Source organism: Paenibacillus paeoniae (genome assembly GCF_003388735.1).
Lineage (GTDB): Bacteria > Bacillota > Bacilli > Paenibacillales > Paenibacillaceae > Pristimantibacillus > Pristimantibacillus paeoniae.
Genome location: NZ_QUBQ01000001.1, coordinates 1,132,026 through 1,156,414, shown reverse-complemented (window position 1 = coordinate 1,156,414; position 24,389 = coordinate 1,132,026). Strand labels below are relative to the sequence as shown.

General features: G+C 42.5%; 24 protein-coding genes. 4 read left to right on the top strand and 20 right to left on the bottom strand.

Features of this window, described 5'->3' with window-relative positions; translation table 11 throughout:
- Positions 1 to 57: 57 nt before the first annotated feature.
- The 3 genes from DX130_RS05130 to DX130_RS05120 all read right to left on the bottom strand — a co-directional run bounded on the left by DX130_RS05130 (position 58) and on the right by DX130_RS05120 (position 3,147).
- Complete coding sequence (locus tag DX130_RS05130) at positions 58 to 1,401, bottom strand: alpha/beta hydrolase family protein (protein ID WP_165861168.1); 1,344 nt, start codon at positions 1,399 to 1,401, stop codon at positions 58 to 60.
- A gap of 73 nt (positions 1,402 to 1,474) precedes the next feature.
- A complete protein-coding gene (locus DX130_RS05125) occupies positions 1,475 to 2,101 on the bottom strand; it encodes a TetR/AcrR family transcriptional regulator (RefSeq protein WP_116043360.1) in 627 nt (208 codons plus the stop codon).
- A 221-nt stretch (positions 2,102 to 2,322) separates the two neighbouring features.
- On the bottom strand, positions 2,323 to 3,147 hold the full coding sequence (locus DX130_RS05120; RefSeq protein ID WP_116043359.1) for a hypothetical protein: 825 nt from the start codon (positions 3,145 to 3,147) through the stop codon (positions 2,323 to 2,325).
- Between the two features lie 181 nt (positions 3,148 to 3,328).
- Between DX130_RS05120 and DX130_RS05115 the strand changes: the two genes are divergently transcribed.
- From DX130_RS05115 to DX130_RS26355, 3 genes are all read left to right on the top strand, one after another.
- Positions 3,329 to 4,234, top strand: coding sequence for a helix-turn-helix transcriptional regulator (locus tag DX130_RS05115; protein ID WP_116043357.1), 906 nt, complete (start codon positions 3,329 to 3,331; stop codon positions 4,232 to 4,234).
- A gap of 138 nt (positions 4,235 to 4,372) precedes the next feature.
- Positions 4,373 to 5,056, top strand: a complete 684-nt coding sequence (locus DX130_RS26670) for a nuclear transport factor 2-like protein (protein WP_206098761.1) — start codon at positions 4,373 to 4,375, stop codon at positions 5,054 to 5,056.
- A 102-nt stretch (positions 5,057 to 5,158) separates the two neighbouring features.
- The gene (locus DX130_RS26355) at positions 5,159 to 5,314 is read left to right on the top strand and encodes a hypothetical protein (RefSeq protein WP_165861167.1); all 156 of its coding nucleotides are present in this window, start codon (positions 5,159 to 5,161) and stop codon (positions 5,312 to 5,314) included.
- Between the two features lie 386 nt (positions 5,315 to 5,700).
- Here the strand turns inward: DX130_RS26355 and DX130_RS05100 are convergent, their stop codons facing one another.
- The 15 genes from DX130_RS05100 to DX130_RS05030 form a co-directional block, all read right to left on the bottom strand.
- Entirely contained in the window at positions 5,701 to 6,417 is a 717-nt protein-coding gene (locus DX130_RS05100) for an endonuclease/exonuclease/phosphatase family protein (protein ID WP_116043354.1), read from the bottom strand.
- A 230-nt stretch (positions 6,418 to 6,647) separates the two neighbouring features.
- A complete protein-coding gene (locus tag DX130_RS05095; protein WP_116043352.1) occupies positions 6,648 to 7,640 on the bottom strand; it encodes a hypothetical protein in 993 nt (330 codons plus the stop codon).
- 258 nt (positions 7,641 to 7,898) lie between these two features.
- Positions 7,899 to 8,783 (bottom strand): GIY-YIG nuclease family protein, encoded by an 885-nt coding sequence (locus DX130_RS05090; RefSeq protein ID WP_116043350.1) that lies wholly within the window; start codon positions 8,781 to 8,783, stop codon positions 7,899 to 7,901.
- 744 nt (positions 8,784 to 9,527) lie between these two features.
- Positions 9,528 to 10,409 carry a type I-C CRISPR-associated protein Cas7/Csd2 gene (gene cas7c / locus DX130_RS05085; RefSeq protein ID WP_116043348.1) on the bottom strand — a complete coding sequence of 294 codons (882 nt, stop codon included), beginning with the start codon at positions 10,407 to 10,409 and terminating at the stop codon, positions 9,528 to 9,530.
- A complete protein-coding gene (cas8c, locus tag DX130_RS05080; protein ID WP_116043347.1) occupies positions 10,402 to 12,261 on the bottom strand; it encodes a type I-C CRISPR-associated protein Cas8c/Csd1 in 1,860 nt (619 codons plus the stop codon). The genes cas7c and cas8c overlap by 8 nt, the downstream gene beginning before the upstream one ends.
- Positions 12,258 to 12,905 (bottom strand): type I-C CRISPR-associated protein Cas5c, encoded by a 648-nt coding sequence (gene cas5c, locus DX130_RS05075; protein ID WP_116043345.1) that lies wholly within the window; start codon positions 12,903 to 12,905, stop codon positions 12,258 to 12,260. The genes cas8c and cas5c overlap by 4 nt, the downstream gene beginning before the upstream one ends.
- Before the next feature lie 109 nt (positions 12,906 to 13,014).
- The gene (gene cas3, locus DX130_RS05070; protein WP_165861166.1) at positions 13,015 to 15,279 is read right to left on the bottom strand and encodes a CRISPR-associated helicase Cas3'; all 2,265 of its coding nucleotides are present in this window, start codon (positions 15,277 to 15,279) and stop codon (positions 13,015 to 13,017) included.
- Positions 15,280 to 15,358: 79 nt separating this feature from the next.
- Positions 15,359 to 15,511: a hypothetical protein gene (locus tag DX130_RS26350; protein ID WP_165861165.1), complete on the bottom strand. Its 153-nt coding sequence runs from the start codon at positions 15,509 to 15,511 to the stop codon at positions 15,359 to 15,361.
- Between the two features lie 208 nt (positions 15,512 to 15,719).
- Positions 15,720 to 16,175 carry a hypothetical protein gene (locus tag DX130_RS05065; protein WP_133297893.1) on the bottom strand — a complete coding sequence of 152 codons (456 nt, stop codon included), beginning with the start codon at positions 16,173 to 16,175 and terminating at the stop codon, positions 15,720 to 15,722.
- A gap of 468 nt (positions 16,176 to 16,643) precedes the next feature.
- Positions 16,644 to 17,081, bottom strand: coding sequence for a (2Fe-2S)-binding protein (locus tag DX130_RS05055; RefSeq protein ID WP_133297892.1), 438 nt, complete (start codon positions 17,079 to 17,081; stop codon positions 16,644 to 16,646).
- Positions 17,082 to 17,092: 11 nt separating this feature from the next.
- Positions 17,093 to 17,464: a hypothetical protein gene (locus DX130_RS05050; RefSeq protein ID WP_165861164.1), complete on the bottom strand. Its 372-nt coding sequence runs from the start codon at positions 17,462 to 17,464 to the stop codon at positions 17,093 to 17,095.
- Positions 17,439 to 18,410, bottom strand: a complete 972-nt coding sequence (locus DX130_RS05045) for an ABC transporter substrate-binding protein (protein WP_116043335.1) — start codon at positions 18,408 to 18,410, stop codon at positions 17,439 to 17,441. The genes DX130_RS05050 and DX130_RS05045 overlap by 26 nt, the downstream gene beginning before the upstream one ends.
- Positions 18,411 to 18,535: 125 nt before the next feature.
- The gene (locus tag DX130_RS05040) at positions 18,536 to 20,158 is read right to left on the bottom strand and encodes a helix-turn-helix domain-containing protein (RefSeq protein WP_116043333.1); all 1,623 of its coding nucleotides are present in this window, start codon (positions 20,156 to 20,158) and stop codon (positions 18,536 to 18,538) included.
- Positions 20,159 to 20,398: 240 nt separating this feature from the next.
- Positions 20,399 to 20,803 (bottom strand): CBS domain-containing protein, encoded by a 405-nt coding sequence (locus tag DX130_RS05035; protein ID WP_116043332.1) that lies wholly within the window; start codon positions 20,801 to 20,803, stop codon positions 20,399 to 20,401.
- 212 nt (positions 20,804 to 21,015) lie between these two features.
- Positions 21,016 to 22,248: an MFS transporter gene (locus DX130_RS05030; RefSeq protein WP_206098759.1), complete on the bottom strand. Its 1,233-nt coding sequence runs from the start codon at positions 22,246 to 22,248 to the stop codon at positions 21,016 to 21,018.
- 269 nt (positions 22,249 to 22,517) lie between these two features.
- On the opposite strand from DX130_RS05030, the gene DX130_RS05025 reads away from it, so the two are divergent.
- The gene (locus DX130_RS05025) at positions 22,518 to 23,111 is read left to right on the top strand and encodes a TetR/AcrR family transcriptional regulator (protein WP_116043330.1); all 594 of its coding nucleotides are present in this window, start codon (positions 22,518 to 22,520) and stop codon (positions 23,109 to 23,111) included.
- A gap of 98 nt (positions 23,112 to 23,209) precedes the next feature.
- On the opposite strand, the gene DX130_RS05020 is transcribed toward DX130_RS05025, so the two are convergent.
- Together DX130_RS05020 and DX130_RS05015 are read right to left on the bottom strand one after the other, a co-directional pair.
- On the bottom strand, positions 23,210 to 23,992 hold the full coding sequence (locus tag DX130_RS05020) for an SDR family NAD(P)-dependent oxidoreductase (protein ID WP_116043329.1): 783 nt from the start codon (positions 23,990 to 23,992) through the stop codon (positions 23,210 to 23,212).
- 76 nt (positions 23,993 to 24,068) lie between these two features.
- Positions 24,069 to 24,356 carry a stage VI sporulation protein F gene (locus tag DX130_RS05015; RefSeq protein ID WP_116043327.1) on the bottom strand — a complete coding sequence of 96 codons (288 nt, stop codon included), beginning with the start codon at positions 24,354 to 24,356 and terminating at the stop codon, positions 24,069 to 24,071.
- Between the last annotated feature and the right edge of the window lie 33 nt (positions 24,357 to 24,389).

Below are 24,389 nucleotides of genomic sequence, written 5' to 3'. Positions count from 1 at the left end.
CGCAGATGATTCGCTGGTATAGCTCCGGCGTCCACCTGCGGCCCTGACGTTTGCCTATCATTTCAATACATCATCCACACTCATTAGCTTCACATTATGATCCGCTATCAGTAAGTCTCTAAAATCCACACTTTCCCCTTTTAGGTACTGGTCAAAAAATGCGAGACTCACCTCGTTCGTCATTTGAGTTGTGTCGCTGCCACTAGAAAAGACAGGAACGATAAACGGGATATCCGTAAAGCTATAGTGATTGTAGTCCTCAAATAAGGCGAAATGAAAATCTTTTCCCGAAGCCTGCTCCGTGCTATACAGATTTTGCAGAACACTTTTCACAAATTGTTTCTGAAGTTCATCAGAGGCTTTGGTTGAATTCATGTAATCCAACGTCTTGGATGCGCTCATATATAGGAAAGGTTGCTGGATACCCTCTGACGCCGGACTCCCCCATAATCCCCCGTCATAGCTAATTCCTGCCTTAATATTCCGATCTTCTGCCATAACCTGAGCTATCGTGGCTCCGCCATAAGAATGTCCAACTACACCGATGTTGTCCATATCCATCTCCTGCAAAATACTCTGGATACCAGCCAGTGAGTCCGCCTTGCTTCTTAGTTGGCCAATAACAAACGCCATATCCTTCGCTCGGATATCAACCTCTGTTTCAAACAAATACTCCTCTGGTATGGACTCTAACTTTCCCTCAGATCTAACTGCAACTGTTCCGTCCGGATAGGTCAAGTCACTGGATGTATAAGGGTGATCCATTCCCATTACGACATACCCATTGCTAACGAGCTCTTCTACCAAGCTCAGATTTTGGAATCGTGTAGAACCATTTCCCGGTGAAAAAAGAATGACTGGATATTTATGTTTGGCCGTCATAACAGAAGCTGCATGCACGATATGAGTCGGGATTTTTTTGAAATAAGAGAAAAGCGATTGTGGTAATTGCAGTACAGAATTAAGAGCATCTCCTACCTCATAGGGATAATGCTCTTTCTTGCTGGATGTGTCCTTTGCGGTAGGATACCAGATTTGCAGCATCATTTTACGACTATCACCTGTAACACTCGTATAGGGTTCTTCCCGTAATGTATCTTCCAAACTTAGCGAAAGCTCGCCTATTCCATGTGGGCCGGAAGGGTTTGCTAGCGAGAACTGGGGGAAGATATACAAGGATACCCCTGTACCCAAAGAGAATACAACCGTCAGTCCAACTGTTAAAACGGCCAAAAGCTTATTTTTTCTGCGCGTTGATTGTTTATTTACTAATGAGACCACAAACAGAAATAGTGATAATACGATTAAGCCGTATAAAGGAGCTAGCGTTAGACGAACTCCATACATAACAAGCGATAGGACAGATAAAAATACAAGTAGTACGTTTAGACTTACCATCATTTTTCTCGTGGTTCTCTTTAAGTAACCAAACAAACTCACACAAGATAATAGCAGTATGATTATGCAAAGTAGGTTATACATGAACTCCTCCGTGTCTCAAACGATCCAACTGTGTGATGCCTAATGTGCGAATGATTAAATGGTTCAGTGCCTTTTCCTCGTTTTGCACCATATCCCGATTGCTGCTCGGTTCCTTCAACGCTCCGGGTATGATTAATCTCATGATGAGTCTTGCTGTTTCCATAGGAAACGCCGACTGAAACAAACCTTCCCTGTTGCCCTGCTCAATTAAATGCGCGTATGGACCCGAAAAGGTATCAACTAAAAGTTCAATCAATTTATTTTGATACACCTCATGCATGCTTACGACCTTCATAATGCCAATGATCTCCTGCTTCCCCTGTAAAATATCATCTCTAATACTCATAAAAGTAAAGCACTTATCAATAGCATCAAGCTGCTCCCCGCTTAGAATCTCTTCCGCTAACGCCGACAATTCCTCAGCAATATGCTGAATACATTCCAAGATAATTTCTTCCTTCGTCCCAAAATAATGATAAAAACCTCCCTTGGAAAGTCCGGCAGCCTCCAAAATGTCCGTTATACTGGTATCCTCATACCCTTTCTCCAGAAATAATTGTTCGGCGATAGCTGCAATTTCCCGTCTTCTATTAGCAAAGTTTTTCTTGGTTCTACTCATATGCCCTCCATAAACAAACCTTGGTCTGTTTATAGTATGGTTGTTTTTAACACATATATCAAGTCTGGACCTATAACTCAGTCCGATTAACAACCTTCAGAAATATATGAAACTTCGAAATGGCTATCCAAATCGTCTATACATAAAAATGTACAAAAAAGCCGCCTATTGAAGGCGACTTGTTAGACAACGATTGTGAATGATCTTATGGGTAACATCCATTACCGATTTATAGCTATTACCCCGATTTTCTCTCCAGTCTGTCCAATCCACAGCGCTCCGTCACCAACCATGACGCCTTTCCAATTGACGAGGAGTTGATCAGCTTCGACTTTCTGGGCTAACAACTTCTTCTTAACGTCAGCGGTCATGATTTTATCGTACTTGGCAATAAAATCTTTTTGAGATTTGATTTGTACAGTACTTCCCTTGCTGTTCACTTTCAACGGATATGTCATGCTATTCGCCACTTCGGCTTTATTGCCTTTGCGAACGTCATTTTGTAGCTTGGTCAGGAAATGCTCAAATTCCGCTGCATGTTTGACCCCTGCGATTTCATATGGATTGTTGATGATATTGACCGCAATAACTCCAAGTTTATCGTTCAGCTTACCGATCCACAAGTCTCCTTCTCCCACCATTATGCCTTTCCAGTTCACAAACACCTTATCTGCTTTTTGAGCCAATAGCTGTTCTTGTACACGAGAAGTGAAGATATGATCGTAATTTTTAATAAACTCATCCTTATTGGCAATCACCGTTCTTTTTCCATCTTTGTTTAGGTTCATCGGATAGGAAATCAGGTCTGCTACTTGTTGCGGCTTATTATCCTTAACCGCTTTCTGCAATTGGGCAAAATAAGTCGTGAACTCTGCTGAACTGTCAATACCAGCAACATAATAAGGATTGCTATTGTCTGACACTGTTACGGGAGTAGCTGGTGAAGTCAGATTAGCTTGGGCAGCCCAGGCTTGACCGGAGAAGGAAGCTAGAACTGCGGAGATGCTTAGAATAACTGCGGCTTTTTTGATGTTAGTGTTTGTCATAGTGGATACCTCCAAATAGTTTATACTCGGAAGTATATAGAGATGTTGTGTCCGACGAGTGTACAGTGGTGTGCAAGGATGGATTTTTTGTTCACAAGAAAATTGCAGACATTCTAAACAACCACGGTACGTATAAGATAAAAGCCATTTATCCGAATATAAAGTGACGTGAGGTGATGTCATGCAGATTAATAGATTATTTGAAATCATATATATTTTGCTTAATAAAAAAACGATAACCGCTAAAGAATTGGCAGAGAAATTTGAAGTGTCCATAAGAACCATATACCGGGATATTGACACGCTATCTGCCGCAGGGATACCGCTTTATACCAGTCAGGGCAAGGGTGGCGGAATCTCCATGCTAGACGATTATGTGCTTGATAAATCCCTTCTTTCGGAAAACGAGCAGAATGAAATACTATACGCACTACAAAGTCTGACAGTAACACAGGTTCCGGTTGACGATAACGTACTGGACAAGTTGAGCAAGCTATTCAAAAAAAGCAGAACGAGTTGGATTGAGGTAGATTTCAGTCCCTGGGGGAGCGATAAGAATCGAGCAAACCAATTTATTGTAATTAGACATGCAATACTCAATAGAGAGGTTATAGAATTCGAATATTTCAATTCAAACGGCGAAAAAAGAATCCGCAGAGTTGAACCAGCCAAACTTGTATTCAAGGTAAACGCTTGGTATATACAGGGCTTCTGCTTGACAAAAAACACTCTTCGAACCTTTAAAATTTCACGAATGTCGAATCTCACGATCTACCCTGAAACATTTACAGAAAGACCTCTAGATCAATCATGCAAAGTTGAGCAAGAGCAAGAAGCACAAAAATGGATAGATGTAACCTTGAAGATCTCCAACCGTGGAGCCTATCGGGTATACGATGAATTTAATGAAAAATGTATTATTGAAAATGAAAATGGCTCTTTCACCGTTACCACTTCCTTGCCAGAAAACAAATGGCTGATCCGATATCTCCTTTCTTTCGGGGCAGACTTGGAAGTAGTGGCTCCACCACATATACGAGATATGTTGAAAAGTGAGTTGAACGGAATAAAGAATAATTACATTTAAAATTATAACCTGACACGATGTCGTCAAGTTATACATTGTAAGATGACAGCATGGAGGTCAACAAGCATCTTAGAACAGAAGAGAAAAGATATTCGTGTTAACGCCGCTACAGAAAAACTTATATAAAGGAGAGTTACGATGAACAAAAACTATAAATTACCCGAAGCTATTGAAAAACATTTTCATGCAACAAACGTTGAGGATTCCACTGCATTTCTTTTAACTTTTCACGATGACGCTGTTGTGATTGACGCCGGTAAGAAATATCACGGAAAAACAGCCATAAAGCAATGGAGTGATCAAACGTATTTTGGAGATCATCTACGGCTCGAAATCACAAACGTCGTGCAGAACACCAAAGAAATCGTAGTTACAGCTATTACAGATGGAATTTATGATAAAACAGGCCTTCCTGACCCACTGTACCTGGATTTTCACTTTATATTAAAAGAAGAAAAGGTAAGCATTCTCCGTATCGTTCTCTCGTCAAACAGCAGAGCTATACCGCTGCCCCAGCCCATTGCAGCCTTTTATCATGCATCTGATGTGAGAGACAAGGAATTGCTTACGGACTGTTTTACAGATGAAGCGATTGTACATGACGAAGGAAAGGAATATTTCGGATCAGCGGCAATAAGCGAACACATTATACAGGTGAACACAGAAGCAAAGGTAAGCACAGACATTACAAATTGTGAAGAAAAAAATGACCAAATCATCGTCACTGCGATGCTTTCCGGAGAGTTTAAGGGGAGTCCACTCCCATTAGATTTCCACTTCACCCTTGATGGAAGAAAGATAAAGAAGCTGAATATTATCTAATCGTATATGCATCTGGAGTCAGCCCGTTCGTTCTTCCTATTTTAAGGAGGTTCAAATTAGTGATGATGTACAAGCAATAAAAGAAATGGAGCAACTCGCAGATTGGACAATAAGCGTGTTTTGGTTACTGGAGGAACGAGAGAGATTGGCGCGGCGATCGCCAGAAGATTGCGATTGGCAGGAGCGACTGTTCTCACAGCAGCCAGAACAAGTCCAAACCATGGAGATAACTCATTTAGAACATTGTCCGATGATTAGATATTGAGTTTGCATAATAAATGGGAAGAAAAACTTTTTACACATAGTCAGTTCATGTCTGAGGTCTGCTTGGAGTCAGAGGAATTAAGTAAAGCCATTGAATATATGGAATGGGCGGTTCACTTTCAACCAGATAATGAAGAGATGTTGAAGCGAATTGGGGATTTGTATTTGAGGTATAGTAAATTGGAGCAGGTGTAACAAATGAAGTAATTAAACAACAAAATTTCATTTAGAAGGATAGTATAACTCCCACTCCTTTAGCTGTGGGGGTTAATTTATGTAAAAGATCCAATTCATTTTCCTCAAATCGAGGGCATTAGCTCGCAGCGTGAATATGATGTTAGGCGAAGGGTTCCGTAGAATCCCCTCAATTATTCATATTTCTATAAATCTAGATTTAATTCAATTACAAGTGGCATATGATCGCTGACACTAATCCAATCTGAATATTCGCCAATAATAACTTTTGTCGTTAAGTTCATTAACTCTCCTGAAAGAAAACAATAATCGATATGATATCTTTTTGCTTCATTACGATGCATATAAAATGTCGGATGACTTTCTTGCCCTTGATTCTTATTAAAAAAATAATGATATGCACTTCTTATGTTCTTTTCTTTTAAAAATCTCACTACATCTGAATGGTTTCCAATTCTCCTATAACCATCCCAAATTGCATTGCTGTTAAAATCACCCGCAATAATTGTATTATCTCCTATTTCATCTTCATAATAATTTATAGCATTCCAAATCTGTCTAATATATGCGTTTTGAGGATTGACTTTATCATTCATAGCCCAAACTGCAAATAGTGTAAGGTTGTGCAATCCATCTATTGATATTGGAATAACATATCTGAAAGCCTCATTATATTTTTCATGCAATTTAAGCTTGTATTTAGAAAATGAAAAAATACCGATACCCTTTGAATTATTACTACCAAACCAAAGCACGTCCTTTACCTGATACGGGAATCTATTTAGCTCCAAGAGTTCAGGATTTTCACATTCCTGAATAATTAATATGTCAGGTTTAAATTGAGAAATATATGATATCTTTTTACGAAAAGCCATATTGCAATTCCAACTGACTATTATCATCTCTGATCACACCTACATAATTGATTTATATGCTACTTCGTCTTTCGCTTAACATTCTTGTATCCACGAACCCGAAATCCTTAAGTGACCAACAAGAACGGGTCGGCAGACTTAGGCACGCAGGGTTGTCCTTGCATAAGCTCCTCTGCCAAATGCTTCCCCAGTGACCAAGGGCTTCAGCCCGATGCATGAATATGGTGTTAGATGATCTATCTGCCATCATGAATAATCTAAATAAAACTATAGTATTTATTCTTTGCTATCTCTCGGTATATTAATTCATCCGCATCTTGTATAGGAATTTCATTACTGTAGAATTTCTTTTCCAGTGCAGAAATCTTTGTACCATTAATCTTTGCTATTAGAGCAGGGTTTGCACCGTTTTTTACCATTTCAAATAAAGCAGTATCCATTATAATTTCAACAGGATAGCTGCCTACGTTATCTGGTATCTCAAAGATTTTAAATGTCTTTAAGAAAGTACAAAAATATTCATTTAAGCTCTCCACTCTGAAAGTTTCATTATAAACAAAGTCAAATATCTTATCATTTTCATTTGCCTTTGTACTCTTCATTATTTCAGCAATCTTTACAGAATATTTTAGATCCCTCACTAGACTGTTAGGAATTTTCACTCTAACTCCATTAACAACTAAGAATTTAAAACCCTTTTCGAAATTATTGAATTTCATAGAGCAAATAACTGACTTTTTTGTTGGGGCTACTAAGGTCAGCTTAATAAATAGTCTTAGAACTAGAAATTTGAAGTATTTTTTCTTTTCATTAATACCTTCCATTTGTGATAAATCGTTATTATTAAAGTATCCTTCGAGTAATTCTAAAATATCTATAAGTTCACTATCTTCCCAATAAGAACGATTTGTAGGATTTAATAATTTGTATTTCAATGCAATTTTCTCTTTAAACTCTTGAAATGAAGCAATGTTGTTAAAAATATCATCACAGTATTTTTTACCTACAAGATATTTATAAAAAGCTTTAACTGACTCTATGTGACTTTCCATCGTCCTAATAGTGTTTATTTTCTTCAAACTATTATAGTGACCAATGCAGTTATCAACATCTTCCTTGGTTATACTAATAGGTTGATTTGCCTTGCCAATTAACGATATGTAATCCACAAATTTGGTTACATGATTTGTATATGTCCCTTCTATACTTAAATACTCGTCTTTCCACTTTAGAAGTAAAGATTCGTACATTCACTAAACCCCTCTCAAAATACTTATTAATTTATTGCTGATATTTCATCTAACGTTCTGGTACTCACGAACCCGAGAGCCTTAAATGGAACGCAGCATTTTGTGTCGAGTCCGACGGATTTAGCTTCGTAGGCTGTCACTTGAATAGCTTCACTGCCAAATACATCTCCAGTGACGGATGCTCGATGCGTGAATATGGTGATAGATGATGCTCTCTCCACCGAAAAAGCTAAAAGTTTTAGTTGTTATATGTATTCATTACAAACTATTTTCATATTCATCTAGACTTATTCCGCTTTTTAACTTCCACTCTTTTCTACCATTCACTGAACTGTTTCTTACAACAGCCGCTGCTGCCGAGGGAGATTTAAAGTCGATATCCTTGCACAATTTAAAATAACTCTCACTTTCTGAGGGCTCAAAATATCCATCCTCTTCAAGTTGTTTTCTTAATTTTGCGTAGTTATGGCTAGCAAAACTACTAACATGATCTTTTCGAATATAAGAATCGCTTAGGAGCCTATACGTTCCCTCAATGACAATGAGCTTGGCTTCTTTAATTGCCTCACCTTTAGCTCCTGGTACGTTTAAATAAAAAATGTCACTTTCTTGATTTCTTTTATTTACATCAGAAAATTGAGTTTTAGTAAAGTCTAAAATACCTAAATTCCTCAATAAAAATATAATATTATCATTAAAATCATCCATGTCATCGCATTCAGAAACAGGTAGTTTTGAACCTGGCGGAGTGTTTCCATTAGTCATCTCAATAGTAGTCTTATTTTTAAATGCAATTTCATAGAGCACTCTTTCAAGGTATCTGACATGCGACTTTGTTAAATTGGCATCTTTGCTAATAAATACTACAAAGTCGCTCCACCAATCCTTTTTCTTAAACTGCTCAGATATTCTTTCATTTACTTTATCAGCTTCTCCAATATATATTTTCTTTTGGTAGGATTCTTCAAGTTCAGAGATTAACAAATAAATACCGGGAGAACATAATTCTTCGATATTTTGTAGCAATTGAACATGCTTCCTATTTCCAATATATGCCTTACCTGTCCAATTGCTAAGTTCAGCAGTTTTTAAATTTTTATAATTTTCTCCCATAATATATAACTTGATTGATTTACCTCTCATCAAATAACCCCCATTATTTAGAAAATTGTTTGAGTCCCTGTATCTTTAAAGATTATGTATGTCAGAGCCGTTTCATCTAACGTAATGTTCGCACCTAAAGATTATGCTCTTATTATACTATGAAATGGAAAAATATGACGAACAGTATTCTTTTACTTCCAAACAAAAAGCCTCCGCCAATTCCAATGGCGAAAGCATCTTAAAATTGATTTACGCGAACATCTCATCAATGGGATGTTTGCATGGGTCAATAAACATTAGCTGTGCCTATTTTTCGTTTAACAATTTCAAAAGCCTACTCACTCTGAGGGTAGTAGGGATAGGCATCTTGTTACAAAGTTCAGCGAATATTCTTCATTCAAAATGCGATCATTGAGACTAGGGAAAGCGAACTGTATCTGTTCGAGTAAATACAACAAATTCATGATTTACAGGAATCGAATACGCTGGAAAAGTTTATGCCGTGGGTCGCCTTTCTGTTATTTTACCAACTTATTAGGTGGGGGCTGCTTTACGAACTCACTGGCTCCGTTTCACGTTTGCCTCTCGCCTAGCCACACATATAACTCACCTTTTCGTGTTGTTGCCATTTGGGCACATCCAGGAAAACCCGTAGAACAAGTCCAACGAGGTCTGATCCAGATTAGTCTTCTCCCTGGAAGCACCCAAACATTGATAATACGCGAGAAAAAACAGCGCCTGATGCCATTTCAGCTTAACCGACAGTACTTATATGAGCAAGTTCTACAGCATTTCAACAGCAGTGACACCAGCCGGTGCACGGTCAACCGTTACGTTGTAATCTTCGAAGGAACGCGCGAGTTCCACATCAAGCTTGCGTTTAACTTGGACGAGATTAAACAGCTTATGCGCAGGCGCATTGCCAAGCTTCGTCTCATGCTCAAATACAATAAGCTTTTGCGCGGCCATTTTCCCCCGTGAAGCGGAGCGGTCATGGTCGAACATATTAATTAGCGAGGACCAGAGCAGATCCAGATCTTCTTCGCCAAAATTGGTCTGATTGGCGAGCGGCGCTGAAATAAAGCCCTCAAGCCTGTAGAGCCCGTAAGGCACGATGCTTTTGCGGCCCATTGTGCGCTCTTTGTCTGCATCCTTTTCGTTCGTCACCGCCATGCGGGTAATCGTTACTTCATGCGGCGAAATCGGATCGATGCTTTTGGAGAAGCTCAATTGTACCGGACCTCTTACCTGACCACAGTTTATACCCGTAGTCATAACAGCGCCGAATGCGCGAATATCGTAATATTTATCACACATCCATCTGGCAAGCGTCTGCTGATCTTCTCTTTTTTTTGCGGCCATCTTGTCCGCTTTATTTTCCTTCAATTCCATATCCGGATGCGCCGCAAAAGCTTCCTTGTTCAGGTTGTTTAGGACGGCAGCCTCTTTAACGTAAATCTCGTAAGAACCCTCGTTTTCACGAGCCAGCTCAACATAATTGCGTATTTTGCGCTTAATACAAACATCAGTAACGAGACCACAGCCTGTCTCTGGGTCAAGACGGGGTAAATTTCCAGCATCCGGGTCACCGTTTGGATTTCCATTTTCCACATCATATAAGAGGACAAATTCATAGCGCTTAGTTAAAGGAGTTTTCTCAGTCATTGTGGCTTCCTTCTTTCTCTGTTTGTAATTTTAGATGCTCCGACTGTTCTTCTGTATTAGAAGTATAAAAACTTTGTTTCTGATGATAATAGCCAATTGCAAAAGTCCCCTGTTCCTCTAAAGTAAGGCGTTTGGGCCACTTTTCCGGCAGCGCATTCATCACTTCACGGATTCGTTTGTCGTTATTCCTTCCCCAATTTTCATCTTTGGAGATGTGGTGCTGTGCCAGACTGATCAACCGAGGAAACGCAATCGCTGGTGTTGAGGACGCTGCCCCCCAAAAGCGGTCGCGAATCGTTGCATTCAATTTCAATCCGAGTGCATCACTCTGCGTCTTTTCCAGACAGGCAAATAACCTCCCCAGATGGTAAGACACATTTGTAGATTTTTCATTTAAAGCCATTGTCAATTCTCCCTCCTTAAACTTATTTCCTTCGGCACGAGCCTTCCGCAGTAAGTAAGCTTTAATGAGCGCGGCGCGTTTAGCTCCAATTTTATAACGTCGTTTCTTCGGATCATCTGAATCCGCACGAATGCGATTCATTAATTGGGCGAAAACGGCTCTTGAATAAGGCTGTCCGTTCATAAGTGACCTGAACATCTGACCCTCCATATTTGGTGGAATGTTCTTCCAGTCAAATCCAACTGCCAACTCCCGCAGCAGTTCCCGAATCGTAGGGCTGCGATCTAGTCCGATGATCGACAGATCTCGGTAGTGCTGCCAGAGCCGCTCTCCCATCTCACCCAAAGTTCCCGTATACCAGAAACGAACAGATAGACGAGCTGCGTTAGGAGACAAGCCGAGCACGTAAAAGGTGGTATCCGCTCTTAAATCTGCGAATGTATCCTGAAAGCTTTGTCCGTTCCGTATTCGGGTTACGACGCTTTCAAGTCGGGTGCGTATGCTTTCAGCATCAGCGATCTCCTCTTCGTTATCGTGGTCGTAATCGTTCCCCCGTTCCTGAAACATACCGGTCAGGAAATTTTGCTCAGCCTCCGTCCCGCTATCCGCCCAATACACAACCGTCATGTCGTTCATCCTAACTTTATGCCTTGGATCTGCCAGCAGTCTGTTCAGCACATAGCTGTATGCATCAGCAGCTCGCTTCGAAGTCGGTGCATTGTAGGACTGTTCACGCCCGAAGGATTGAGATGAAGGTTTATCAAAGGAAACCAGTAATGCACCTGACGATTGTGCTCCCTCGACATTTTTTATGGCATTGTGAAGTCTTGTAATCTCATTGCCAGGTACTGTCTCTCCAGTAATTAAGCAAATCTGCTCTCCTGTTGATTTCGAATCTTCAAGCTGACCTCGATAATATTTTTCCCATGCTTGCTGGAGCGATCTGATTTCATGAATGAAGCGGCCAGTTGGCGCATATTTGATTACGACTAGACCGCCTGACCGTAGCTGCTCCAGAACACTATCATCTATCGCCTCCAGTTGCAATGAAAGTTGAACATCATTCCAATTTAAAAAGGATTTTAGAGCCGTACTCTCCGGTGTTTCTTCATCTATTTTACTCAACACATCTTGCCATAGCACGATCAAGCCATCCCGGTACGCCGCCCTCATCCCAATCGCTGCGCCAAATAAATATTCCGCCTTGTCACATAGAAAGTAAGGGGCGATTTGCTTTCCGGGTCGGCCCTGCTGTTTGGGCACATTAAAGCTACTTTTAGCGACCTTCCCCTTTTCATTCACATAAGCAATAACATTGGATACGATTCCGTCCTTCTCCAAGTGAATTTCGAAGGAGACGTCAGCAGACGAATATTCCGGCCGCGGCATCCCGTCGCCTTCCTGCTCAAGTAGTAGCTCGTAGTAGCTGTAAAGCGCCTGCAATATCATCGCACAGCCTCCTTTAAGCGCGGCACTTTAATAATTCCGTCCTTCATCGTCGCCCGGAAGAAATACGGTGTTACCTCTGCGACCTCCCGTTTATCATTAAGCTTGAATATCTGATCGAGTAGCATATAGCCTAAATCGATATCACCCTTATGTACACTCTCTCCAACAGACGAGGCATCTTCCACCAGCTCAAAGCTGACTGGGAACTCCCTCGTTCCAAAATAAGGACGATGAAAACATTGTCCCTGACGGACGCGCCTTAAAAATATGTTGTAGTGTTTCTCTTCACTGTCCTCGGCACCTTGCTTTTCCGTCATCTCAAAATGAGCCTCAATAATGTATTCTACATTTCTAAGCACCAATGCTGCCCTCTGCTGTACTTCTTCGGAAGTGTATATGGCTAGCTTTTTGCCGGAAGCCTTAGACTTCACTTCATTCCTGCGAATATTTTCGAAAGCGATAGGTTTAAGCACATGAATCCGGTCAATTACCCAGCTTATTGCCGGTTTCCAATGTATCGCTTCCAAAATTCCTCTTGCTGCTGAAGGAGTCATAACATCATAGCTCACCCGCTCCACCTTCATCTCCGGCCTTGTAAAACAAGCATAGTCTCCCCATACCCGCAGTTTGATTCCAAATCCCATAGCCATTTGTCCCCCCAAGCATAATTGCATCGTCCTACTTTACATACCAAAGCAATTATGCAATGAAATAAAAACCAATGTCCTGTCTGTTTCCAAATAATTATCTCATCTAGACCAAATCACCCGGCAGGCGTAGTCCTGTCTCAAAACTGTAAAAACCCGCTTCTTTCAGATACAATACGCCTTCAACGCTGTCCAGTACATCCGCCTGTTTCATAGCTGCCAATTCATGTGGGTATACCTGGACCGTATACATCTGCAGTTTTCGTAATGCTGACGAACAGCCTTCTTCAAGCTTATTAAGTTCATCCCAAACGCTATTGCTCCCATTCTTCGTAAAAGGGATAATCACAGCATGCGTGCCGCCCTCAATAAACTGAAAACGATCTGCAATATCCTGGTACGGTATTTCCAAATTGCTGTTTTTGCTCGAAACAAGCGCCAAAATTCCTTTGGAGTCAATGACACTGGCTTCAACCCGGATACGATCTGCTGCCCCGTTCACTATGCCATAGATGCGGTCAAAATATTGCTCCATAGCCTTCAGTGACAACGGACCTTCAGACACAGCGCGAATGACATGCTGCGCTTCTACTGCCGACTCCTTTATCCAGCCTCTTGCGGGCATTCCGTGCGGTTCCGGATAGAACACATACATCTTTCCGAACTTCCGTCTTCTTTCCCGATTGCATCTGCCCGCAGACTGCGCAATGGAATCCAGTCCCGCAAATGCCCTCAATACGACCGGAAAGTCTACATCGATCCCCGCTTCAATTAATTGGGTAGAAATCACTCGGCAAGGCAATTTATCTTTCAGCCGCTGAATTATTTCTTTAAGAACAGCTTTACGATTTGTTGCATACATTCGTCCACTCAGATGATAGACTCCATCGTCAAAATAACGTTTTAACCGCTCCATCAGCAGCCTTGCATGCTTTCGTGTATTGACAATACATAAAGCCTGTTTGTGTTCAGCCATCCATTGTAAAACGGTTTCATCTGTAACAGCGCTCGCTGCATCGCCATGCACCGAAATCTGTACTTGAGCGAACAACCCGGACAATTCCAACGGAGTCGGGTCATCCATAATCTCCACTGTTGCAAAGCCCAGCTTGTCCCATGAGGGTTGTGTCGCAGTACACAGCACGACTGAGCATCCATAGGATTGAACAAGCTCTTGCAGCGCCTGCGCGCAAGGTGCTACATAGCCGCGCGGTATGCTCTGCGCCTCATCTATTATGATAACGGACCCTGCAATCTGATGCAGCTTGCGGCACTTGCTTCGTTTGCTTGCAAATAACGATTCAAAAAATTGTACCGATGTCGTGACGACAACCGGTGAATCCCAGTTCTCAGCACTCAGCTTTAAGCGCAAGCCGACCTTCGGATCATCATTCTCGCCATATTCATCAAAATCGAAATTGCTATGATGCTCCAGCACAGCGTCGGAACCGAGTGCCTCCCGAAATTTTTGAGCGGTTTGGTCTGTAATACTCGTAAACGGACTAACATAAATAATGCGCCTTAATTCGTGCTCACATGCATGCCGTAACGCAAAAGCCAAAGAGGATAATGTTTTACCTCCTCCAGTCGGGACCGACAGCGAGAATAACTTCCTTCCAAGTTTGGCATTTCGAATGCAGGCTGCAAGTATTCTTTTGCGCTGGCGGTTGATTTGGCTATCCTTCACCTTGTCGAACTGCTCCATGTAATAATTGAACCGATTCAGCAGTTCATTAATCGTTGGCTGATTCCGTTCCTCCATCAGCTGCCTTTCTTCATCATTGCTATAGTCTCTTGTATCGATTGAATCGGCATCGACCAGACAGGAGTATAGCATTCTACCAAGGAAGCTGTATTTCCATGCAATATTGTGTTTCGTTAAATAAGTTCCATCAAATGCAGGGAGCGCTTTCTTCTCACATAGTTTTCGATTGATTTCAAGCTCGTCCCACGCATGGCTGTAATTTTCAATTGTGTAGTCCCGGTTTGATAATCGATAGTTGAACGTCCCCTCTTCATCCAGCGCTCCGTAGTTGCGCAGCCCGCCGTGATGGCCAACAATGGCTTGGGCAACAGAGCGAGCTAAATAAAAATCCATCCGCGCAGTACCCACAAAAAGTTTATAGTGCTCAGGCTCCATCAACCATCTCGCTCCAGCCGTGGAATGATCAACATGTACAGATTTGCCGCGTATTCTCTCCTGGAATAATTCAGAATATTTACCCAGGTCATGCAGCATTCCCGCCAGATAACCTAGGTGCCCTGCTTGAAACAGCTCAGCGTATTTCATGCACCTCTGAGCTACACCTTTCGAGTGCACCTTCAGTAACTGGTACTTCTTTGTCTTATGACTGTGTGCATAATAGTCCATTGGTTGCTCCTCCGGGCTTTTTTTAAAAAATATATAAAAGTAGTTTGTGAGAGGCTTTTCCTTGTGCGCTTCTACCCAATTACCCAATACGGATAGTACTCGTTCTACCATTTCGTTCCGTCATAGTACTCAACTGAATACCGTAAGGAATTGTTCCACCAGTACCCATTAAAAATAATGGAACATCTTGAGTGAACTTCTGAACTAATTTAAAAACCTCATTCAGTTCCATTACTAATATTCATCCTTTATAATTGAATAAATGATTTTAGTTCAATCTCATTCAGAAATTATTCCAAAAAAGCTAGTACCCCATTCTCTTTTTAATATTCGACAAAGTTCTCTACTTCCCTTCCAAAAGAACTAAATTTCTCCATATAAAGAACCTCCGGAAATTTTTCCAGAGGCCCATAGTTAACTTCACATCTCTTCATACATTATCATCTATAACAAACCGTCAACTCCACCCTATTCCCTTCCCAATCATAAAAAATCCGCTCCAATAGCTTCTTCAATGCTTGATTCTTCTCTTCACTTGTCACTGCGACGCTCCACAACTCTCTAAACTGCCCTACACGTTCATATATCTGCTCCACAGTAGGATAATCCCCTTCATCTAATACAACCTTCCGCAAATCCTTCAACTCTTCCTCCAGCTTCTGTATCTGCCGTGACCGAACAGCTTTACGCTCTAAAAATACTTGCTTCGTTATCGTGTTCTCTTCATACGATTCATGCAGCTTGTCCAATGCCTGCTTCTTCAACTCCTGCTCTTTGACCTCGATAATGACCTGTGTATCATTGTACCTACTTCCATGTAGTTCAATCTCCCGCAGAATGTTTGGGTCTACATGAATAATCTGGTTATATAGCGTATTGAAAAAATCAACATCCATTACCTTGCCACGCTGCTCACATTTGCTTCTGTCTTTAAAATGGTGAAAGCACATTTCACTCCAATGCTGTCCCTGCTTCTTTTTTTCACATATAACAAGCCTGACAACGGAAAATGCCCTCCTGGAATTTGTATTCAGCATTCTATTCTTAATTAACCGCTCCATTACCGCTTCATGTTTTTCGGCGTTTTCAACTTTTCATGTGTTCCCATGACTTTAAACCAATCTGCTTCAGGTACCTGTTCTACCTGCCCACAATTGTAACGGGTTATGCCATAAGGGATGTAACCAAATGAATCCCACTGAACAGTAGACGTTGCACCGTAATGTTTGACAATCCCTTGCTCTTCCATCCGGCTTAATGTTTAAGGCGTGAGTAGCTTCTTGTTATCCGGCCAACCCAATAGCGATATTTCCCAGGTTTATTCAAAAAAAAAACAGCCTAAAGGCTGTCATCAATAAATATCGCTAGCACTTCTCTCTCCGCACAACCGTATCCGCTTCTTTCAACCGAGGGCATTCATAACAATAACCAATTTCCCCCTCCAACCTATAAGCAAGGCAGCACGCTGCCTTCATCCATACTTTTTGCTCTGGAATCGTGGGATGTTCAATGTAAATTTGCTTGATTGCAAATGGATTTTTGCGAAGTCCAAATGCACTAGTCTTAATTTCACACTTTAGCATCTGAAAACACTCATTGATCCTTGTCCTGCTCACTGGATCAGAGACATCAGCCAATTCTGCTTGCCATTGCGGATACAAAGCATTAGTAATTTGTCCCCATAACTGTATCACATGTACGTTGGCTACTTGAGATAAGGTTTGGATTAGTGGCGTCACCTGTCCCCTATAGAAGAAATCCAGCCATTGCTTATGCCCTTCCACTCGACTTTTGTCTAACAACGGAGTAAATCTCACTTCCTCCATTTTAAACAGAAAAAGGGATAATGCTCACCCTCACATAACTGCACGGTCAGGTTAGACAAGGATAAATCTAGAAGCTGAGCATAGTCACGATAGAGCATATGCTGCATCGCACTGCATACCCCTGCAAACCAGCTCATAAAAAAGGCTGCCGCTGTAGAACGCTCTCTTGCGTGAATAAGCCTGCCATAAGCATCAATCAGCTCTTCCATCCGACCAGGCTTTAATAAATCCAATGCCGGGATAGCAAGCATAGTGTTTTCATGGTCATGCAATGTTAGATAAAAGCTCTCTTCCAACTGCTGAAAGTCCACTATGCTCACACAATTTCCCTCATTACTTTTTATGACTTTCAAAAGCACCCACAACATCATCCATAGCATACAGATCCGCTAGCGGAGACATTCCCAAGTTAAACCATTCTTTACCGCCCACCATGTACACCTGATCTTTCTTAACAGCGGTCATATTTTTCCAAAGGGAGGAATTTATCATGGCTTCATAACGGTTTTTCACTTCGACACCTTCATCGTCAAGCTGCAAAATAATATGGTCCGGATTATATTCCGGTATTTTCTCCAATGAAATCGTAACACTGAGTTCACTTTGCGGGAACTCTTTGACCGGCTTAAGGCCTAACGTTTTATGAATAAAGCTGCCACGATCAATGTTTTCTCCGTAAATGATAATCTCTTTGGACCTAATCATCATATACATCACAGTCTCATCCCCAACTAAGGAATGAAGCTTTTCTTTTGCTACCTTTTCTTTCACCTGCAAATCTGCAATCACTTTCTCAGCCTGCTCTGGTTTGCCAAACACGTCAGCTATATCCCTTAATTCGTCTCTCCAATCATCACGCTGTGGCAATAACACAGTGGATGCAATCTTTGAAAGCTGCTCATAATCCTTTTCGGACCACCAAACTGGAGCAATAATGAGATCAGGCTGATTCGCCAGAATCATCTCAAAATCAGGTGTTTGTGCAATTCCCATCTTTACTGTATCCTTCAAGGGTTCCTTCAAATAATTAGGGAACTCTACATGATAGTTTTGGACAGCAACCGGTTTAACGCCAAGCGCATACAGAAAATCGGGATACACCACGGATAGCGCAACGACTCTTTTAGGATCTACAGGGATACTAACGTCACCTTTCAAGGTTTGCAGCACACGTTGTTTTGAATCGCCGCCTTCGTCTGTCCCGCCTGTATTATTTTTTGGAGCATTTGATGCTCCACACGCTGCGCTTACCATCATTACGAATACGATCATGACTGCTACAAATATACTCCGGTGCTGCTTCATTTTTCTATTGTCCTCCTGAATGTGAGTAATCGATGACAATCCCAATTAAAAATGATTATCATTCTCTGTTAATAGGAGTATAGATGAATTTGCATCCATAAAACATTGACAATACCGACATTTTTTTATGTACGATCGCGCCATAGCTTTACTATTTCATCTAATAGAAGGTCATGAGTAAACGCTGCATACTCAATCCACGGATAGGATGGAAGAAAATCCACTTTACAGGTTTGCACTGCCTTAAGACTGCGCCATTCTTTCGCCTCCAGCAGTGTTCTCCAGTTGGATTGAGATTGTGAATCCTCATCTATAATGAATAATAATCGGTCCGCATCCAAATTCACGATATCATGGAGTGTGATCTGCTCATCCAACCGAGTGACGTCTTGCGCCGGCAGCATTTGCAAATCATCGAAAAACACCGCACCTACGCTACGCTTCCCCAAAGCATAAAAAAGATCAGCCGTAATTCTTACAATGAGCAACCGGTCATCCTTAATCGTAGACTTCACCTGTTCTCGTACAAAAAGAACTTTTCGCTCATATTTTTTAAGCCATGTCTCAGCCGCTACTGTCTTGTCTAAAAATTGTGCAAGAAGGCGTAGATGTGTGCGCCAATCATGTTTCTCCCATGGTACAAAATAGGACGGAGCGATTGTACAGAGTTTGATTTGTTCCTCGAGCGCTACCATGGAATCAATTCCTATAATAAAGTCAGGCTCAGCTAACCCAATTTCTTCTCTTTTGGTCAAAGGATCCGAGCTTAAAGGCCGTAAAGAGTCTACTTCATACTTCCGCTTGAAATAATCTGTCCATGGATGATCTGCCGGAGCAGCATATGGAATGATTTGCAGGGCAATAAGCTGTCCTATATTAGGAAAATTGTAGGCAACGATTTTTCTTCTGCTATTTTTCATGAATTCCGCTGGCGGCACACCCGATATTTGCTTGAATTTGCGGCGAAAATAAAGATCATCCTGATAACCAACATAACGTGCAATATCCTTCAGTCGATTGGAGCCACCTGACCGCATCAGACGTTGCGCCTGTTCAATGCGATAGACAGCCAAATAATCAATGGCGCTGCAGCCATACTTTTTCTTAAATAATCTCATAAAATGACGGGTGCTGATCCCCGCCACCTTAGCCAATTGATCGATGGTCAACTCTTGTTGGTAATGCTGCTCCATATAACTTTTTACATGCTCAAGCGCTGATTCAGTGCCATGATCTTGTACAGTCAGAGCATCCTGCATGAGGTTGAACAATAGCTCCTGAAACAAAATTTGACCTTTAAAACGAGCCAAATAATCCTGCTTCTGCCAACATTGACGGATCTGTTGACATAAAGAAAGAATAGCAACCGGAGATTTCGCGGGCACCTCTCCCTTTACCGGAAACCTGCTGCTTTTTCCTAAGGAATGAATGGCATCCTTCTCACCGTCCATAACATCAAACCGCATATAATAAAAGCCCCGCTCATCCAATGTATGTACAGTTACTTCAACGAGCTGACCAGGCACACAGACATAGACATTCCCTTGACGAAGCTCGATGAACCTGCCATCAATCATTAGTTGCCCTTGACCGCTAGCAGCTACAAAAACAAGATGAGACTCAAGAAATTGCAGTCTTAAATTCCATCTGTTGTGTTGATTATTGATGTACTCTATATCCTTAAGCTTAAAGCTCAGGTCATCAAGTACGGCATATTCTTTTTGTATCTTCTCCAACGAATCATCCAAGCAAGCTCACCGTCCTTGTTCCAGCTAAACCTATTGTAGCGCACATGCTTAACAAAATAAAAACAAGTCGGAACAGTGATCCTATCCTTTCTCTAGATAATCCATTGTAGAACAATGGTATATCGTAAATTCAACGAATGGCTCTACGCCAGTTCTTGAACCTGCTTGGTAATGGGGATAAAAAATACAGCTCGTATCCATCAGGATTCGGCTGTATTTTTGCTCTTATTTCTCCACGTATCAATCGGTAATGGTACTTGTATAATATTCGATAATGTCTTTCCGGCGGATAATACCGATAAAAATCTGATTCTCGTCAATCACGGGAACAAAGTTTTGGTCGGCAGCCAGTTCCAGCATATCTTCGAAATCTGCATTGATCGACACACATTCATTGTGTGTCCGGCATTTGATTTCATGAACCTTTACGCTATCGAGGTTATGAAAACCGATGCCTTCCGTATACTTCATTTTCCACAACAAGTCGCCTTCGGAAAGAGTAAACACGTACTTCCCATCCCCGTCGATGACAGGAATAGCTGTATACTGCGTCTTTTCTAATATTTCAAGGGCCGCCTGCAGGTGGTCGGTAGAATGAATATAGGCCACTTTATTTTTGGGAAATAAAAAATCGGATATTTGCATCGAACGCTGCTCCCTTCTGCCGAATCCCAACATCTTGAGTGTCGAAAGATAGATGTGTATGTATCTAGTTTAGCATACCCCGGCAGTCAATAAAAACCCCATGTCTACAACAAGCTATTTGCGACCATATATCCTATAGACACTGTGCAGTCCTCCACCTTAACTTAGTTACTATTAATAGGCACAGTATCTGGACACGGGAAATATCCTTTTCAGTTATCCACAGCTATTAACTCTTGCTTATAATTCCTGCAGAAATCATAAGCCCATAGCAGCAGAGCAAGTCCGCTTACCGCTGCCCCTAACCAGCATACTCCCCTCCATCCTGCCCAGGCATACACCCCTGTTGAAGCAATTGAGCCTGCTGCGCTGCCAATAGAATAAAAGATCATATACGCCGCAGTTAATCGGCTTTGCGCCTCGGGACGAGCCTTGTAGATTAAGCTTTGGTTCGTCACGTGTACAGCTTGCACCGCCAGATCAAGCAGGATGACCCCAATCACAAGAAAACCGATAGATCGGTATAGGAACCCAATTGGCAACCAAGCCATCAACAGAATCGCCAAGGAAATACCAGTAACCCATCGAGCATAACCGAGATCTGCCAATCTGCCGGAGAAAGAAGCCCCGAGCGCCCCCGCTACACCGGCAAGCCCAAACGCTCCAATTGCAATATGCGACAGTGTCAACGGCTCACTGCTTAGTGGCAGTACCATCGCTGTCCACAATATACTGAAGGCTGCAAAGATGAGCATAGCCAATAAACCACGGATTCGTAAAATCGGTAGTTCACGGTACAGCTGAAATACGGATAAAAAAATACGAGTATAGCTGAGTCGGATTCGCTGTGGTTCCTGTTTAGGAAGGAGAATATACAGCAATATACTGCCAAGTAAAGTGAGACCAGCCGAAAAGAAATAGACTGAGCGCCAGCCCAGCCAGTCGTTCAGTGTACCTGCAATCGTGCGGGCAAGCAATATTCCGATTACAATGCCGCTAGTAACAAGCCCGACGGTGCGTCCCCGATCCGATGGAACACTGAATGTGGCAGCGGCGGCCACCATCGTCTGGGCGACGACAGCAAGCAAACCAACAATTGCGATTCCGACAAATAGAACGGAAACGGATGAAGATACCGCTACCGTACATAAAGCCCCGACAGACAGGAGCATCTGAGTTGCAATCAGCTTACGACGATTGAACAGATCCCCCATGGGAACCAGTACTAACAATCCAGCCGCGTAAAAAACTTGTGTAACCGTCACAACGATACCGATCGAGGAGGGCGCAATGCGAAAGTCATGGGCGATAGAATCAAGCAGAGGCTGCGCATAGTAAATATTAGCGACAGAGAGTCCGCTGCATAAGGCCAACAAAAGAATGACGGGACGAGTCAATCCAGTGTGAGCTGATGAGGAGCTTTGGTCTAGCTGAGAAGACATCATATTGAGGAACACCTTTCTAAAATGAAGTATCCGATTTATTTTGTACCAATCGGTATGTTATATGTTGAGTAGAATACGCCAATATTGGAGATTGTGTCAACAGGAATAAAATGAGCTGCGAAGATAAACTCAAAGAAATCCATCAAAACCACACGATCCTATCCGTTTCCTAAACTTTCGAACCCTATTGAGTTCATAACAAACTTGACACCAGGATCATCTAGACTTACGATATATTCAATACTGAATGATACAAAAAGGTGATCCTTATGGTAAGACAACGTGAATTTGATACAGAGAAGGCTCTCAATGCGGCGATGTATATTTTTTGGGAAAAGGGATTCGAAGCGTCCTCGCTCCGTGATCTGACAGGCGGAATGGGCATTCAGCGTCCCAGTCTATATGGAGCGTTCGGGGACAAGCAGGAGCTGTTCGAAGCTGCATTGCGGCGGTACAACGCATGGCATGCTTCTCAAGTGAGATCGCGGCTTCAACGTGGCGTTTCCGTTAAAGCCGCTTTCCGGGAGCTGTTCGAGCAAATCGGTTTAGAGGAGAATAAGAAATCCGAGATTCATCGGGGTTGCTTTTGCATTAATACGATGGTCGAGCTTGCTCCGCATGATTCCAAATTTGCCGTACTGACGCGTGAGCATCAAATGTATTTGGCTGCTATCTTCAAGGAAGTCATCGAATACGGACAGCAAAAGGGGGAGCTATCTGTAGGGCTTCATGCCGAAGCACTTGCCCAGTCCCTTGTCATATCCATGATCGGACTGACTGTCATGGTTAAGTCAAAGCCAGATGAAGCGTTCATTAGGCAAAGTATAGATATGACCTTATCCTTATTGGATGGCGGAAAGTAAGACACTAATAAAGTCGCATACCAAAACGACCGTCCTCGATAACGCTATCGAAGTACGGTCGTTTTGCGACTCTAAGTTATAGTATATGAATAGCTAGCTTATAACACCGCCGAAGATCCGCCGTCAATATTAACAGCCGTACCCGTCACATAGGACGCTGCAGCCGAGACGAGGAATGTGATCACTTTCGCAGCTTCCTGTGTCTGTCCAATCCGACCCAACGGGATTCCGTGACGGGGATCCGCTGCGAACTCGTCCCACGTAAGCTCCGGCGCCGATGCCTTCCACATCCGCTCAATCTGGTCACTGCGGATCAGCCCAATACATACCGCATTGACACGAATATTGTCCCCTGCCAGATCCTTGCTCATTGCCTTGGTCAGTGCAAGTCCCGCTGCGCGGCTGACGGATGTCGGAAGAGACGAAGCCGATGGCGCTTTTCCTTTGATCGCCGTCACATTCAAGATCGCTCCGCCTCCCTGGCGGCGCATATACGGTATAGCGGCTTTGGAGCTATGTACCGGACCAAGCAGCTTCAAATCCAGATCCGTATCCCAGCTCTCCGAGCTGACCTCCTCGAATGGCTTTGCCGCGGACGTACCCGCGTTATTAACCAGAATATCAACCGCGCCAAAATGCTCGGCCGTACGCTCTACAGCGGCCCGCGCTTCTGCCTCTACGGAGATATCCGCGGAGATGACCAGCGCCTCGGCTCCTGTCACTTCTTTAATCCGCTCAGCCGCTGCCTGCAGCGATTCCAGATTGCGTGCTACGATAGCGAGCTTCGCCCCTTCCGCAGCCAGCGTCAGCGCCGTCTCCAGTCCGATTCCTTTGCTGCCGCCCGTAACAATCGCTACTTTATCTCTTAACCCTAGATCCATGGTCACAGTTCCTTTCCACCGTAAAGTATATATAATTATTCCTATCATATCACAAAAAAAAGCTGACCCCTTAAGGTCAGCGGAACATGCCCCACAGCTTCAGCAAATGGAACGTATTATTAGGATCGATCTTCTGCGCAAGCACAAAATTAATGATCTGATCCTCCTGCGTCTCGGATAATTTCTCCTGAAATATGACAGCGGCTGATTTCACCAGCTTGCGTACTTTGACGCGGTCCTGCAAGTCGTACTTGGTGACATGTCCAAGCAATTGCCTGATGCGGTCCTTCACAACAGGATTTTTCATCTTCAGCTTGACGCGCTCGACTAGCTGCGGCTTAATGCCGTAATTCTGGTAACTCACCGGCTGACGCACCTCCGCTTCGGCATTCCTTCT